Source organism: Anoxybacillus sp. P3H1B, from assembly GCF_001560855.1.
Lineage (GTDB): Bacteria > Bacillota > Bacilli > Bacillales > Anoxybacillaceae > Anoxybacteroides > Anoxybacteroides rupiense.
Map to the genome: position 1 here is coordinate 61,391 of NZ_LPUG01000016.1, position 14,749 is coordinate 76,139.

General features: G+C 42.8%; 15 protein-coding genes and 1 riboswitch. Of the genes, 14 read left to right on the top strand and 1 reads right to left on the bottom strand.

The annotated features are described in order from the left end of the window. Positions 1 to 41: 41 nt before the first annotated feature. Positions 42 to 149: riboswitch (SAM riboswitch) on the top strand. 84 nt (positions 150 to 233) lie between these two features. The 14 genes from AT864_RS10250 (at position 234) to yunB (ending at position 13,507) form a co-directional block, all read left to right on the top strand. Then, positions 234 to 1,259 (top strand): methionine ABC transporter ATP-binding protein, encoded by a 1,026-nt coding sequence (locus tag AT864_RS10250; protein ID WP_066148811.1) that lies wholly within the window; start codon positions 234 to 236, stop codon positions 1,257 to 1,259. Beyond that, a complete protein-coding gene (locus AT864_RS10255; protein ID WP_066148813.1) occupies positions 1,252 to 1,917 on the top strand; it encodes a methionine ABC transporter permease in 666 nt (221 codons plus the stop codon). Before AT864_RS10250 ends, AT864_RS10255 begins: the two co-directional genes overlap by 8 nt. A gap of 22 nt (positions 1,918 to 1,939) precedes the next feature. After that, the gene (locus AT864_RS10260; protein WP_066148814.1) at positions 1,940 to 2,770 is read left to right on the top strand and encodes a MetQ/NlpA family ABC transporter substrate-binding protein; all 831 of its coding nucleotides are present in this window, start codon (positions 1,940 to 1,942) and stop codon (positions 2,768 to 2,770) included. 219 nt (positions 2,771 to 2,989) lie between these two features. Continuing rightward, positions 2,990 to 3,352 (top strand): carboxymuconolactone decarboxylase family protein, encoded by a 363-nt coding sequence (locus AT864_RS10265; RefSeq protein WP_066148816.1) that lies wholly within the window; start codon positions 2,990 to 2,992, stop codon positions 3,350 to 3,352. A gap of 192 nt (positions 3,353 to 3,544) precedes the next feature. Beyond that, on the top strand, positions 3,545 to 4,324 hold the full coding sequence (gene sufC / locus AT864_RS10270) for a Fe-S cluster assembly ATPase SufC (RefSeq protein WP_066148818.1): 780 nt from the start codon (positions 3,545 to 3,547) through the stop codon (positions 4,322 to 4,324). Positions 4,325 to 4,342: 18 nt separating this feature from the next. Further along, the gene (gene sufD, locus AT864_RS10275; RefSeq protein WP_066148819.1) at positions 4,343 to 5,653 is read left to right on the top strand and encodes a Fe-S cluster assembly protein SufD; all 1,311 of its coding nucleotides are present in this window, start codon (positions 4,343 to 4,345) and stop codon (positions 5,651 to 5,653) included. Next, on the top strand, positions 5,653 to 6,873 hold the full coding sequence (locus AT864_RS10280; protein WP_066148820.1) for a cysteine desulfurase: 1,221 nt from the start codon (positions 5,653 to 5,655) through the stop codon (positions 6,871 to 6,873). Before sufD ends, AT864_RS10280 begins: the two co-directional genes overlap by 1 nt. Next, positions 6,863 to 7,300: a Fe-S cluster assembly sulfur transfer protein SufU gene (gene sufU, locus AT864_RS10285; RefSeq protein ID WP_066148822.1), complete on the top strand. Its 438-nt coding sequence runs from the start codon at positions 6,863 to 6,865 to the stop codon at positions 7,298 to 7,300. Before AT864_RS10280 ends, sufU begins: the two co-directional genes overlap by 11 nt. A 29-nt stretch (positions 7,301 to 7,329) precedes the next feature. Then, positions 7,330 to 8,727: a Fe-S cluster assembly protein SufB gene (gene sufB / locus AT864_RS10290; protein ID WP_044742747.1), complete on the top strand. Its 1,398-nt coding sequence runs from the start codon at positions 7,330 to 7,332 to the stop codon at positions 8,725 to 8,727. 307 nt (positions 8,728 to 9,034) lie between these two features. Further along, on the top strand, positions 9,035 to 9,883 hold the full coding sequence (locus AT864_RS10295; protein WP_066148824.1) for a DUF72 domain-containing protein: 849 nt from the start codon (positions 9,035 to 9,037) through the stop codon (positions 9,881 to 9,883). A 14-nt stretch (positions 9,884 to 9,897) separates the two neighbouring features. Further along, positions 9,898 to 10,716 carry a sulfite exporter TauE/SafE family protein gene (locus AT864_RS10300; protein ID WP_066148826.1) on the top strand — a complete coding sequence of 273 codons (819 nt, stop codon included), beginning with the start codon at positions 9,898 to 9,900 and terminating at the stop codon, positions 10,714 to 10,716. A 15-nt stretch (positions 10,717 to 10,731) separates the two neighbouring features. After that, complete coding sequence (locus AT864_RS10305) at positions 10,732 to 12,111, top strand: bifunctional UDP-sugar hydrolase/5'-nucleotidase (protein ID WP_066148828.1); 1,380 nt, start codon at positions 10,732 to 10,734, stop codon at positions 12,109 to 12,111. A gap of 54 nt (positions 12,112 to 12,165) precedes the next feature. Further along, positions 12,166 to 12,468 (top strand): YunC family protein, encoded by a 303-nt coding sequence (locus AT864_RS10310; protein ID WP_066148830.1) that lies wholly within the window; start codon positions 12,166 to 12,168, stop codon positions 12,466 to 12,468. Positions 12,469 to 12,751: 283 nt separating this feature from the next. Next, positions 12,752 to 13,507 (top strand): sporulation protein YunB, encoded by a 756-nt coding sequence (gene yunB, locus AT864_RS10315; RefSeq protein ID WP_066148832.1) that lies wholly within the window; start codon positions 12,752 to 12,754, stop codon positions 13,505 to 13,507. Positions 13,508 to 13,763: 256 nt separating this feature from the next. Here the strand turns inward: yunB and AT864_RS10320 are convergent, their stop codons facing one another. Beyond that, positions 13,764 to 14,732 carry a M23 family metallopeptidase gene (locus AT864_RS10320; protein WP_183187151.1) on the bottom strand — a complete coding sequence of 323 codons (969 nt, stop codon included), beginning with the start codon at positions 14,730 to 14,732 and terminating at the stop codon, positions 13,764 to 13,766. Positions 14,733 to 14,749: the final 17 nt, after the last annotated feature.

The window sequence follows — 14,749 nt, forward strand, 5'->3', positions numbered from 1 at the left end:
TAGATGAATTAAAGCATTAACTGAATAAAGGAGCGTTGCTGCTCTTATCAAGAGAGGTGGAGGGATGTGCCCTATGAAACCCGGCAACCGTCAGCATTCGACTGAAATGGTGCCAATTCACACAAAGCGTTCGCTTTGAGAGATAAGAGACAGAAATGGGAGATATTAAAACCTTTCTGTTCTCTTGAGCAGAAAGGTTTTTTAGTTGCTGGAACAAGGAAGGTGAATCGCGTTTGATTACGCTAGAAAATGTAACAAAAGTATATTTGTCAAGCCAGGGAGCGGTAACAGCTGTCAATGATGTAAATTTGTGCATTAAAGAAGGAGAGATTTTTGGCATTATTGGATATAGTGGTGCTGGAAAAAGCTCGCTGATCCGTCTTTTAAATGGCTTGGAAAAGCCTACAAGTGGGAGGGTGATGGTTGCTGGTCAAGACATCGCAAGTATTAAAGGAAGAGAATTGCGCAAGGCGCGGCAAGAAATCGGTATGATTTTTCAGCATTTTAATTTGCTTTGGTCAAGAACGGTTCGAGACAATATTGCGTTTCCTTTAGAGATTGCTGGAGTTCCAAAGGACCAGCGGTTAAAGCGGGCGGATGAACTCATTCAGCTTGTGGGTCTGCACGGAAGAGAAAATGCCTATCCATCGCAGCTCAGCGGGGGGCAAAAGCAGCGTGTCGGTATTGCGCGGGCGCTCGCGAACAACCCGAAGGTGCTGTTATGCGACGAAGCGACTTCTGCTTTGGATCCGCAAACGACAGATTCGATTCTTGAGCTTTTAGTTGATATTAATCAGCGCCTCGGATTGACTATTGTATTAATTACTCATGAAATGCATGTAATCCGTAAAATATGTGATCGTGTGGCGGTAATGGAAAACGGAAAGATTGTCGAAGAAGGAAAGGTATTGGATGTATTTCAAAATCCGCAACAGATGATAACGAAACGGTTTGTTCAACAGATTACGGAACCTGAAGAAACGAAAGGGACGATTGCTCATTTGTTCAACCAATATCCTAACGGCAAAGTTGTCCAGCTTACTTTTGCTGGCCATGCGACTGAACGGCCGCTCATCGCAGAACTGATCCGAAATTTTGAAATAACCATTAATATTTTGCAAGGGAAGATTTCACAAACCCATCAGGGCTCGTATGGAGTGCTGTTTGTTCATATGAGTGGAACGGATGAGGAAGTAGCCAGAGCGCTTGACTACATTCGTCAGCAACAAGTCGGTGTGGAGGTGATGACGAATGAGTAGCATGTTTCCTAACGTTCAGTGGGAATCGATTTGGGCGGCAGCGTCGGAAACGCTGTATATGACAGGAGTTGCTGTGGCGTTTACATTTGTATTTGGACTCATTCTAGGATTGTTGCTGTTTTTAACATCCAAAGATAATATTTGGGAAAACAAAGCCATTCATACAATCGTTTCTGCTTTTGTTAATATTTTTCGTTCTATCCCATTTATTATTTTAATTATTCTGCTTATTCCTTTTACAAAGATGCTAGTCGGTACGATTCTTGGGGCAAACGCGGCCTTGCCGGCGTTGATTATTGGCGCTGCTCCATTTTATGCGCGCATGGTGGAGATCGCTTTGCGTGAAATTGACAAAGGTGTGATTGAAGCGGCGAAAGCCATGGGAGCGACAACGGCGACAATCATCTGGAAGGTATTGATTCCTGAATCGCTGCCGGCTCTTGTCTCAGGGATCACCGTAACCGCTATTGCGTTAGTTGGCTATACGGCGATGGCGGGAGTAGTGGGCGCTGGTGGCCTTGGGAATCTTGCTTATTTAGAAGGGTTCCAACGCAGTCATAACGATGTGACCTTTGTTGCTACAGTGCTCATTTTAATCATTGTATTTGCCATTCAGCTTATCGGTGACTTTGTCACTTCCAAAATAGATAAGAGATAACAATATAAAGGAGGAAAAACAGATGAAAAAATGGTGGGGTGCATTATTAGCGGTAGTGCTTGTGCTCGCGTTGGCGGCATGCGGCGGCAAAGACGACGCACAAGGAGACCAAGAGAAAAAGGAATTAGTAGTAGGCGCATCGAATGTGCCGCATGCTGAGATTTTAGAAAAAGCGAAGCCAATTCTTAAAGAAAAAGGCGTCAACTTAAAGATTGTCACATTCCAGGATTATATTTTGCCGAATAAGGCGTTAGAGAATAAAGAAATCGACGCTAACTATTTCCAGCACATTCCTTACTTAGAGGCACAAATGAAAGAAAACGGCTATGATTTTGTCAATGCTGGCGGTATTCATATTGAACCAATCGGAATTTATTCTAAAAAATACAAAAGCCTTGAGGAGCTTCCAGAGGGAGCCACCATTATTATGAGCAACTCTGTCGCTGATCACGGGCGTATTTTGTCCATGCTTCAAGAGAAAGGACTTATTAAATTAAAAGACGGCATTGATAAAACAAAAGCCACTGTTAAGGATATTGTAGAAAATCCGAAGAAGTTAAAATTTAAAACCGATGTTGATGCCGGTTTGCTGCCACAAGTTTACCAAAACAATGAGGGCGATGCGGTCGTGATTAACGCCAACTACGCTTTAGATGCCGGATTGGATCCTGCGAAAGATCCAATTGCTGTCGAGTCGCCAAAAAACAATCCATATGTGAATATTATTGCGGTACGTAAAGGCGATGAGAATCGCAAAGACATTAAAACGCTTGTCGAAGTGCTTCAATCCAAAGAAATTCAAGATTTCATCAAAAAAGAATACAAAGGTGCTGTCATTCCAGCAACTGAGTAATACTATAAAGAAAGCGGAAGCTTCATAGCGGAGCTTCCGCTTTTTAATGTTCTCTTACTTTTGGTGTAATCAGCATGAGAAACCACGGGGCTTGATGATTATGCAACCATTTCTTCCAGATCGTTCAAGCCGATTTTTCTTTTCGATTCAGTTATATGATCTTCCCATTTTAGTCAATAATATAACCGCAGTTCTTATGATTTTGAAAGGAGCTTGAGGATGAATCAACCAACACATTCTTCAACAGAAGCGGCATTGCAGCATTATAAAGAAGGATTGGGCGCCTTCACACAGAAAATCCCCGCAGTGGCAGAGAAATTTAATGCCTTTACTGAAGCATGCTTTCAGGAGGGAGCTTTGTCGCAAAAAGAAAAGCAATTGATCGCTCTCGGGATTAGCCTAGCTACACAAGATGAATATTGTACGATTTATCATACGAAAGGCTGTATCGATCAAGGGGCGACAGAACAGGAAATCTTGGAAGCTTGCAGCGTTGCGGTAGCGTTTGCGGGAGGCGCAGCGATGAGCCAAGCGGTGACGCTTGTTCAAGAATGCATTGCCGAATTGACGACAAAACATTAGTGCAAAAGCCTCCAGAATAGGAGGCTTTTTTGATATGTTTACTTATTAAACTTTTTTATTTAAAAAGTATACTAATGGAGTTAAATGGTTGCTAATACCTTTCATTTGTTATAAGATTGTAATGAGAATAAAATGAGAATCACAATAACGATGAGATACACAAACTTCTTTTAGAAAATTGGAGGTATTTTTATGGCGGTATTGACAATCAAAGATCTTCACGTATCAGTGGAGGGGAAAGAAATTTTAAAGGGTGTAAATTTGGAGGTAAAAGGCGGAGAAATTCATGCCATTATGGGGCCGAACGGAACGGGAAAATCAACGCTATCTTCCGCAATTATGGGCCATCCAAAATATGAAGTAACAAAAGGAAGCATTACACTAGATGGACAAGACGTCCTTGAAATGGAAGTAGATGAGCGCGCGCGCGCCGGTTTATTTTTAGCTATGCAATATCCAAGCGAGATTAGCGGTGTGACGAATGCCGATTTCCTTCGTTCTGCCATTAATGCTCGTCTTGGAGAAGGGAACGAAATTTCGTTAATGAAGTTCATTCGCAAATTAGATGAAAAAATGGAGTTCCTTGAAATGAACTCTGATATGGCTCATCGTTACTTAAATGAAGGATTTTCCGGTGGAGAGAAAAAACGCAATGAAATTCTTCAGCTTATGATGCTAGAGCCGAAAATTGCGATTTTAGACGAGATCGACTCGGGTCTTGATATTGATGCTTTAAAAATCGTTTCAAAAGGTGTTAATGAAATGCGCAGCAGCGATTTTGGCTGTTTAATTATCACTCACTATCAACGATTGCTTAATTACATTACGCCAGATTATGTGCATGTGATGATGCAAGGACGCATTGTGAAATCCGGCGGTCCAGAATTAGCGCAGCGCTTAGAAGCTGAAGGATATGACTGGATCAAAAAAGAATTGGGCATTGAAGATGAAATGATTGAGCAAGAAGCGTAAGCGTTAGGAGGATTATTTATGGCAATCGAAACGAAACTACCATTCGATCAACAGTATGTGCGCACTTTTTCTGAAGGGCGCGGAGAACCAAGCTGGCTTTTAGATCTTCGCTTACAAGCTCTTGCCAAAGCAGAAGAGTTGTCATTGCCAAAGCCAGATAAAACAAAGATTGATAAATGGAATTTTACCGAGATCACACAACATTTTGTACAAAGTGCGCCGTTTGCATCTCTAGAAGAACTTCCAGAATCAGTAAAAACACTTGTTGATGCAGGCGAAGAAGCAAAAAATTTATACATTCAACGCGACCAGACACCAGCATATGTTTCATTATCGGATGACTTAAAGAAGCAAGGAGTTATTTTTACGGATATTTTCACGGCTGTGCGCGAACATGGAGAGCTTGTGAAAAAATATTTTATGCAGGATGGAGTCAAAATCGATGAGCATCGCTTGACGGCTCTTCATGCAGCGCTTCTCAATGGCGGCGTTTTTGTATATGTTCCTAAAAATGTGGAAATCAATACCCCGCTTCAAGCTGTTTATATTCATGAAACACAGGATGCGGCACTGTTTAATCACGTGATTGTCGTAGCGGAAGCGAATAGTAAACTTGCCTATGTTGAAAACTATGTTTCCATCCATGAAAATGCGAATGCAGTGGTTAATATCGTCGCTGAAGTATTTGCCCATGAAAATGCTCAAGTGATTTTTGCAGCGGTTGACCATTTGGCAAAGGGAACGACCACATATGTCAATCGCCGCGGGATCGCAGGACGCCATGGCCGCATTGAGTGGGCATTAGGATTGATGAATGATGGAAATACCGTTTCTGAAAATATTACGCGATTAATCGGCGACGGTTCTTATGGTGACACAAAAACCGTGGTGGTTGGACGCGGCGAGCAAACGCAAAACTTCACGACAAGCGTTGTGCATTACGGCAAGAATACAGAAGGCCGCATTTTAAAGCACGGCGTCATGAAGGATAGCGCGACTTCCATTTTTAATGGTATTGGCAAAATTGAGCACGGTGCTGCGAAATCAAATGCTGAGCAAGAATCGCGTGTGCTTATGCTCAGCGACAAAGCGCGCGGCGACGCCAATCCGATCCTTTTAATTGATGAAGATGATGTAATAGCGGGCCATGCTGCTTCTGTTGGACGGGTGGATCCCATTCAGCTTTATTATTTAATGAGCCGAGGCGTTCCAAAGGTGGAGGCAGAGCGTTTAATTATTCATGGATTCTTAGCACCTGTTGTCAAAGAAATCCCGCTGGAGAACGTGAAAAAGCAACTTATTGAAATCATTGAAAGGAAAGTTAAATAATGAACGTAAAAGAGGTTCGTCAGCTGTTTCCAATTTTAGACCAAGAAGTTAATGGGAAGCCATTAGTATATCTTGACAGCGCAGCTACTTCTCAGAAGCCTCTTCCGGTAATTGAAGCGCTTAATCAATATTATCGCGGATATAACTCAAACGTTCATCGCGGCGTGCACACGCTTGGAACGAAAGCGACGGATGCGTATGAAGGAGCGCGTGAAAAAGTACGCAAATTTATTAATGCAAAATCAACACAGGAAATTATATTTACACGCGGGACGACGACCGCATTAAATACCGTGGCGGCGAGTTACGGACGCGCCAATCTGCGCGAAGGAGACGAAATTGTCATCACGTATATGGAACATCATAGCAATATCATTCCTTGGCAGCAGGTGGCTAAATATACAGGCGCTACGTTGAAATATATTCCGCTTCAAGAAGACGGATCCATCAGTCTAGAAGATGTGAAAAAAACGGTGACACCGAATACAAAAATTGTTTCTGTTATGCAAGTATCGAACGTTTTAGGTGCGATAAATCCAATTAAGCAAATTGCGCAAATTGCTCATCAAAATGGTGCTGTCATGGTTGTGGATGCTGCACAAAGCGCACCGCATATGAAAGTCGATGTGCAAGATTTGGATTGTGATTTTCTTGCATTTTCTGGGCATAAGATGTGCGGTCCGACAGGCATTGGCGTATTATATGGTAAACGTTCGCTTTTGGAGCAAATGGAACCCGTTGAGTTCGGCGGAGAAATGATTGACTTTGTCGGTTTGTATGAATCGACATGGAAGGAACTCCCGTGGAAATTCGAAGGGGGAACGCCGATTATTGCTGGTGCGATTGGGCTAGGAGCCGCTATTGATTTTCTTGAGCAAATCGGTTTAGAAAATATCATGGCTTATGAACACCAATTGGCGCAATACGCGCTAGAGCAGCTTTCCGCTATTGGAGGCTTGACGATCTATGGACCAAAGGAACGTGCAGGTCTTGTCACATTCAATATCGACAATGTTCATCCTCATGATGTGGCCACGGTGCTTGATGCGGAAGGAATTGCCGTCCGTGCCGGACATCATTGCGCGCAGCCTTTAATGAAATGGCTCCATGTTTCCGCGACTGCGCGAGCAAGCTTTTATTTATATAATACCGAGGAAGACATTGATCGGTTAGTAGCGGCATTAAAGAAAACGAAGGAGTATTTCAGCCATGTCTTTTAATAACCCTTTAGATACATTGTATCGCCAAGTCATCATGGATCATTACAAAAATCCGAGAAACCGCGGCGTGCTTGAGGATGAAAATATTGATATTAATATGAACAATCCGACATGCGGCGATCGTGTCCATTTAACGATGAAGGTAGAAGACGGAAAGGTGATGGATGCGAAATTTGAAGGGGAAGGCTGTTCGATTTCGATGTCGTCTGCTTCGATGATGACGCAAGCAATTAAGGGAAAAACGATCGAAGAAGCGCTAGAGTTAGCCCATGTCTTCTCTGATATGATGCAGGGAAAGGAATACGATGAATCGCTTGATTTAGGAGATATTGAAGCGCTTCAGGGCGTTTCTAAATTTCCTGCTCGCATTAAATGTGCGACGCTTGCATGGAAGGCGATGGAGAAAGGCTTACGCTCACAGCAATGAAAGGCTTGTAAAAAAGGAGGCGAATCATAATGGCGAAAAAAATGCCAGAAATCGGCGAATATAAATATGGCTTCGTCGATAAGGATGTTTCGGTGTTTCGTGCGAAACGCGGATTGACGAAAGAGATTGTAGAAGAAATTTCGCGAATGAAAAATGAGCCGCAATGGATGCTGGAATTTCGCTTAAAAGCGTTAGATATTTTTTATAGCTTACCAATGCCACAATGGGGTGGCGATTTATCAAGTTTAAATTTTGATGAAATTACGTATTATGTAAAGCCATCAGAAAAATCAGGGCGTTCATGGGATGAAGTGCCTGCGGAAATTAAAGCGACATTTGATAAATTAGGCATTCCAGAAGCGGAGCAAAAATATTTGGCAGGGGTATCAGCGCAATACGAATCCGAAGTGGTGTACCACAACATGAAAGAAGACCTTGAAAAGCTCGGTGTGATTTTTAAGGATACGGATTCCGCTCTTAAAGAAAATGAAGATATTTTCCGAGAGCATTGGGCAAAAGTGGTGCCGCCAACAGACAACAAGTTTGCAGCGCTTAACTCGGCAGTGTGGTCGGGCGGCTCGTTCATTTATGTTCCGAAAGGAGTGAAAGTGGAAACTCCGTTGCAAGCATATTTCCGGATTAACTCGGAAAACATGGGACAATTTGAGCGTACATTGATTATTGTCGATGAAGGCGCACATGTGCATTATGTGGAAGGCTGTACCGCTCCGGTGTATACCACAAACTCGCTTCACAGCGCCGTTGTGGAAATTATTGTGAAGAAGGGTGCGTACTGCCGCTATACAACAATCCAAAACTGGGCCAACAACGTCTTTAACCTTGTAACGAAGCGTGCGGTTTGCGAAGAAAACGCAACAATGGAGTGGATTGACGGAAATATTGGCTCTAAATTAACGATGAAATATCCGGCTGTGATTTTAAAAGGAGAGGGCGCGCGCGGTTTGACGCTTTCCATTGCGATCGCTGGAAAAGGCCAGCATCAAGATGCCGGGGCGAAAATGATCCATTTGGCGCCAAACACATCTTCGACCATTGTTTCTAAATCTATTTCTAAGCAGGGCGGAAAAGTAACCTATCGCGGAATCGTCCACTTTGGTCGAAAAGCATCAGGCTCTCGCTCCAATATTGAATGTGACACGCTCATTATGGATAATCAGTCTACTTCTGATACCATCCCATACAATGAAATTTTAAATGACAACATTTCATTAGAGCACGAAGCAAAAGTATCAAAGGTATCAGAAGAGCAACTGTTCTATCTCATGAGCCGAGGCATTTCGGAGCAAGAAGCGACGGAAATGATCGTGATGGGCTTCATTGAGCCATTTACAAGAGAGCTTCCGATGGAATATGCGGTAGAGATGAACCGTCTCATTAAATTCGAGATGGAAGGAAGTATTGGTTAATCCTTATCCTATCAAGGTGTAGTGTTTCCTTGGGGACGCTGCGCCCACCATTGATCCATGATTGCATCTGATCAGCTCTATTGATTTAGCTTCATCCCCACACTGTTGATTAAATATCCAGCAGTGTGGGGTGTTTTTATAGTCGAACATTCTAGTTTGGACGAACAAAGAAGCCAACATGTTTTGCTTCATCCCTGTTTCTAGCCAATGTATACAATAAAGCTGCGTTGTTTTCATGGAAGTTCAGGCCGATTTGCTACATTATTTTTCCACATAATTGTGTTATGATGAAGTTAAGGTGATGCGGATGATTTATATCGGATTAACTGGCTGGGGAGATCACGACAGCCTTTATCCACCCGGTCTTGCTTCTAAGGATAAACTGCAAGAATATGCGGCTCATTTCCCAACTGTCGAGGTCGATTCTTATTTTTATGCGATTCAGCCGCAGCAAAATGTAGAGAAATGGATTCGTGAAACTCCTGACGCTTTTCGTTTTATTGTAAAAGCGTATCAAGGAATGACAGGCCATGAACGTGGAGAAATCCCCTATTCAAGCAAGGAAGAAATGTTTGCTGCTTTTTTATTGTCCATTGCTCCGTTTTTAGAAGCGAAGAAGCTGGCCATGGTGTTGTTTCAATTTCCGCCTTGGTTTGATTGCCGGCGTGAGCATGTCGCTTACTTGCGCTGGTGTCGAGAGAAAATGGGGGATGTTCCAGTGGCCTTAGAGTTTCGGCATCAGTCATGGTTTTGGCCCCGTTTTTATGAAAAGACATTGAAGTTTATGGAGACGGAAGGATGGATTCATAGCATATGCGATGAACCGCAGGCAGGGGAAGGATCGATTCCGGCTGTTTTACATCCAACAAACCGCGAAAAAACACTGATTCGTTTTCATGGCCGCAACGTGCACGGATGGAATAAAGCAACGAGTGGAGAAAATTGGCGTGCAGTCCGTTATTTGTATCGCTATCGTGAAGACGAGTTGCGCGAATGGGTGCATCATATTCGGCGTCTTCAGAAGCAAACAAATGAGCTTTACATATTATTTAATAATAATTCTGGCGGAGATGCGGCAGATAACGCCAAACAGCTGCTTCAAATGCTTGGTATCGAGTATACGGATTTAGCGCCAAGACAGTTAGATTTATTTTAACGGAGAGGGGTATAATGGAGTACGTATTATTGGTTTTGGTCGGTTTTTTGGCCGGTACGATCGGCAGCTTAGTAGGGTTAGGCGGAGGGATTATTGTTGTACCTTCATTATTGTTTTTAGGAGCCATCCACTTTTTGCCCGACGTTTCTCCGCAAGTAGCAGTTGGCACATCACTAGTGGTCATTATTTTTAATGGTCTTTCCTCGACGCTGTCTTATATGAAAGAACGCATGGTGGACTATCAGAGCGGATGGCTTTTTTTTATCGGAAGCGGACCGGGGGCCATGCTTGGTGCGTGGACCAATCAAATGCTAAGCTTGAAACATTTTTCGCTTTACTTTGGCTTGTTCTTAGTTTTCGTTTCGTTTTTGTTGATGCTGACCAAACGTTCCGCCCATTTGCCTAAACAAAAGCATTTTGTTGTCACGCGCACATATATAACAAATGAGGGAGAAACGGTCATCTATGGATACCATCCGGCAATCGCGATTGCGATTGCCTTTGCCGTCGGCTTCTTCGGCGGATTGTTTGGGATTGGCGGAGGATCGCTGATGGTTCCAGCGATGATCCTGCTGTTTTTCTTTCCGCCGCACGTGGCTGTGGCCACATCCATGTTTATGATCTTTGTGTCTTCCGTTGTGAGCTCTATTACCCATATCGTGCTGGGAAATATGGAATGGCTGTTTGCGATTGCTTTGATCCCAGGCATTTGGATTGGCGCAAAGATAGGGGCATGGATGAATAAAAAACTTAAAAGCCAAACGCTTGTTTTGATGCTGCGGCTTGTCCTGATTCTGCTTGGAGTGCGCCTTATTATTCAAGGCATTTCATAAAAGAGGTGTTTTTGGTTGAAGCAAAATCTTTATATTTATCATACAAACGATGTGCATAGCCATTTTGAAAATTGGCCAAGAATTGCTAAATTTTTGCAGGATAAACGACGCGAACATGAACGGCAAAACGAAAAAATGCTTTTGTTCGACATCGGTGATTTTATCGATCGATTTCATCCCATTACAGAAGCAACAAGGGGAAAAGCGAATGTGCAGCTATTAAATCAATTGCAGTATGATGCGGTGACGATTGGCAATAATGAAGGAATCACGCTTAATTATGAGGAGCTGAGTCAATTATATGAAAACGCCCGTTTTTCCGTTTTAGTAGCGAATTTGTTTGGAAAAGATGGGAAACGTCCGCCGTGGCTTCAGCCGTATCGCATCATTTCCGTGTCTGACACCCTTCGTATTGGCGTAATTGGAGTCACCGTTTATTTTAAAAAATTTTATGAGCTGCTAGGATGGAACATTACTCCACCATTAGAATGGCTGAATGACATTGTACACGATGTGCGGAAACAGGCCGACGTCGTGATTTTGCTGTCACACTTGGGAATTAACGATGACGAGTTCATTGCGCAAACGGTATCAGGGATTGATCTGATTCTCGGTGCACATACGCATCATGTGCTTTCAAAGGGGAAATGGGTGAACGATACGCTTCTATGTGGCGCTGGAAAGTATGGACAACACATTGGAGTGGTGAAGCTGTCCATGCCGGAAAAGAAATGGGAAGCGGAAGTAGTAGATATAGCTGCGCTTTCGGAATGCGAAGACACAAAGCAGATGCTTATGGGGCTGGAGAAGGAAAGCTTACAGCAGCTTGACAAAGAAGCAGTGGCTGAACTCCATCAAGAACTGCCTTTACAATGGTTTTCTCCATCACCTTTCGCTCAGCTGCTAGCCTCAGCCTTAAAAGAATGGTGTAGCGGCGATATAGGTATGGTGAACGCAGGAGTGCTGCTCGAACCGTTGCCAAAAGGCATTGTCACAAAAAAGGATTTGCATCGAATTTGCCCTCACCCGATTAATCCATGCAAAGTGTATTTACGGGGAGACGAACTAAAAGAAGTGATTTTACAAGCTCATACAGAAACGATGAAGCGGCTCTCCATAAGAGGATTCGGATTTCGCGGCAAAATAATGGGACAAATGGCGTATGATGGCGTGAAACTGCAAACAGAGAAGACAAGTGATGGCTCAGAACATGTTCGCCATATTTTTATTAATGGTAAGGAGCTGAGGGCTGATCAAACGTATGCTGTCGCTACGATTGATATGTTTACTTTCGGGCATTTTTATCCACAAATTCATCGCGCTCCGCAAAAAATCTATTATATGCCTGAATTTCTGCGAGATTTGCTGGCATGGAAATTAGCCCAGCCATCGTAAGCACACTTTTTTCTCTTTTTCATACATTGAATTAGAGAAAGGAGTGTGTTCGGTATGATCGATGTTAAACCTGTTATGATTGACAATTATCCATTTATCGCAATTTCTGTGCAGCTTCCTAAAACGAATTTATTAGCGGTCGCAAGCGATCAAGGGTACATTATGTGCGGAGCTCTAGATGTGGGATTATTGAATGAAAAACTGAAAGATAGAGGGATTATTGCAGGCAGGGCGGTAGGTGTCCGCACCATTGAACAGTTGCTAGAGGCGCCATTAGAGTCGGTAACGGTGGCAGCTGAAGAAAGAGGAATTATGGTTGGAATGACAGGAAGGGAAGCTTTGCTTAGAATGAAATAAAGGTTCTATAAATAGAAAAACAATCGTTTGATTTATAGAGAGGCAACTTGGGGTGTCAACACATTGTCGCTTTCTCAATGAAGCGGCGGTTTTATTGCGACTGTCGGGATGTCTAACGCCGCTTTCATCGTTCTGGGAGGCGGCGTTATTTGATTGCCAGGTTCGTTAGTTTAAGCCTTTATATCGAGGCAAATATCGAGTTACATCTATAATTGGGATAAAAAAAATAACAAATGTCCTCTCTTTCAAGCATACATATAGCTTGTAAAGGGGGGATTTTCCATTGGCTGCATTTCCCGGACGTTTACCAAAAAAAGGGCCTCTTCCTTTTCGTTATTTATTCTTGCTCACTTTTGTTTTTTTTATTTTATCTACAGTAGTCAGTCTTTGGATTATTAATAAAGGAATCGAACCGGTGTTAATGGATATTGCCGAGAGTGAAACGAAGCGAGTCGCTAATCTGGTCATCAACAGCGCGATTAAGCAGCAAATTGAAGAAGAAGAAATAAACATGAATGATGTAATTGTGATCCAGCATGATACAAACGGTAATATCGCTTCCATTAATTATAATAATGCGATTGTCAATCGGGTTGTTACCAAGCTTGTTGATCGCGTGGAAAAGAATTTAAAAGCAGCATCTCGAGGAAAATTTCAGGAGCTTGAAATTTCTAGTGTTGGCGTTGAAGATTCGGAATCGAATGAGGATGGAATTATCTATTATATACCTGTTGGTCAAGCGACAAATAATGTGTTGCTTGGAAGTTTGGGGCCTCGCGTTCCTGTTCGGTTTGACATCATCGGTGATGTGACGCCAGAAGTGAAAAAAAGCATCCAGCCGTTTGGAATTAATAATGCCCTTGTAGAAATTTCCGTCCGTGTCGAAGTGAATGTTCAAGTGATTATTCCATTTTCAACAAAACCGATTGTTGTGGCTCGGGACTTTCCGGTTGCAATGCAAGTCATTGAAGGAGAGGTTCCGAACTTTTATAACAACGGAAATAACGTGAATCCATCATTTGAAGTACCGACTCATTAATATGAAGCAGATGGATTTCCGTCTTTTTATAGAATCGGTACGATGAGAAGCTGGGATGGATAACTGATGCAAAGCAAAATCTCCATTTTGTCGATGGTTGGAGGCAAGCTGCCGACTTCTTTCCAAGCATCCGCTTTTAGGCCCATTCATCATTCTGTGACGCGGCATTGTTCGGCCGCCTGACTGTGTGTGGCGGAAAAGATCAAATTTCATATTGTTACTGTATCTCTATTATGTAGGGCAAGAAGAGATCGGATCATTTCCGATCTCTTTGTTTTCGTTTTATTTTCTCCATTCTTTCCCATATTTTTAAATGCGGATATGGATCAAATGACCACTCTGCATAGCCGTTATCTTTATACATGCCATAATGAAGATGCGGTGGAAATTTGCCGGCAGTGCCGGGAGGGCCATAGCCTGAGCTGCCAACAGCGCCGATAATCATTCCCGGTTCAACAATTTGTCCTTGATGCAAGCTTCCAGCAAATCCGTTTAAATGGGCAAAATAATGATACGTATTATTGATATCACGTATGCCAACACGCCATCCTCCGTACTGGTTCCATCCTTTTAATTCAACGATGCCGTAACAAGTGGAGCGTACAGGAACTCCATAATCAGCGAAAATATCTGTTCCTTCATGAATTCTTCTTCCCCCCCAGCCTCTTGCATCGCCCCACGTATCTTTATAGGTGTAATTAGCGTGAAGAGGAAGAGGAAATGCGTGACTATCAAGACGAAGGGTGCCATATTTTTTATAAATTTTCACTTTTCCTAAAATCATATCGACGGTTTTACTGCGATGATAATACTGCCATAGAGCTATTTTTAAATGCTCATGATCGGTGCCGTATGATTGGAGAAACCGCGCCATGGAAAAAATAATATCCTCATCATTTGTCGAATCAGCTACACCATCTCCATTTCCATCCATTCCAAAACCGCCAAATTGTGAGATCGTGAACGGATTCGTATCATTTTGATTTTTATTAAGAGGGCCAGACCATATTTCCGGTTTAATATAAATACCAAGAACGCCTTTCGCTTTCGGTAAATCGCGGCGCACAAGGCGGATATTTCGTTCATATTGATCAATTGCGGCAAAATAATACCAGGGAATGAGCGAGACTGCTTCCGCTTGTTTGTACAGCTCCATTCGCCGTTCATAAATATCTTCATCATGCATGGTTTCTTTTGCAAAGACGGACAGGGGAAACGAAACCATGCATAAAACGGCCAATG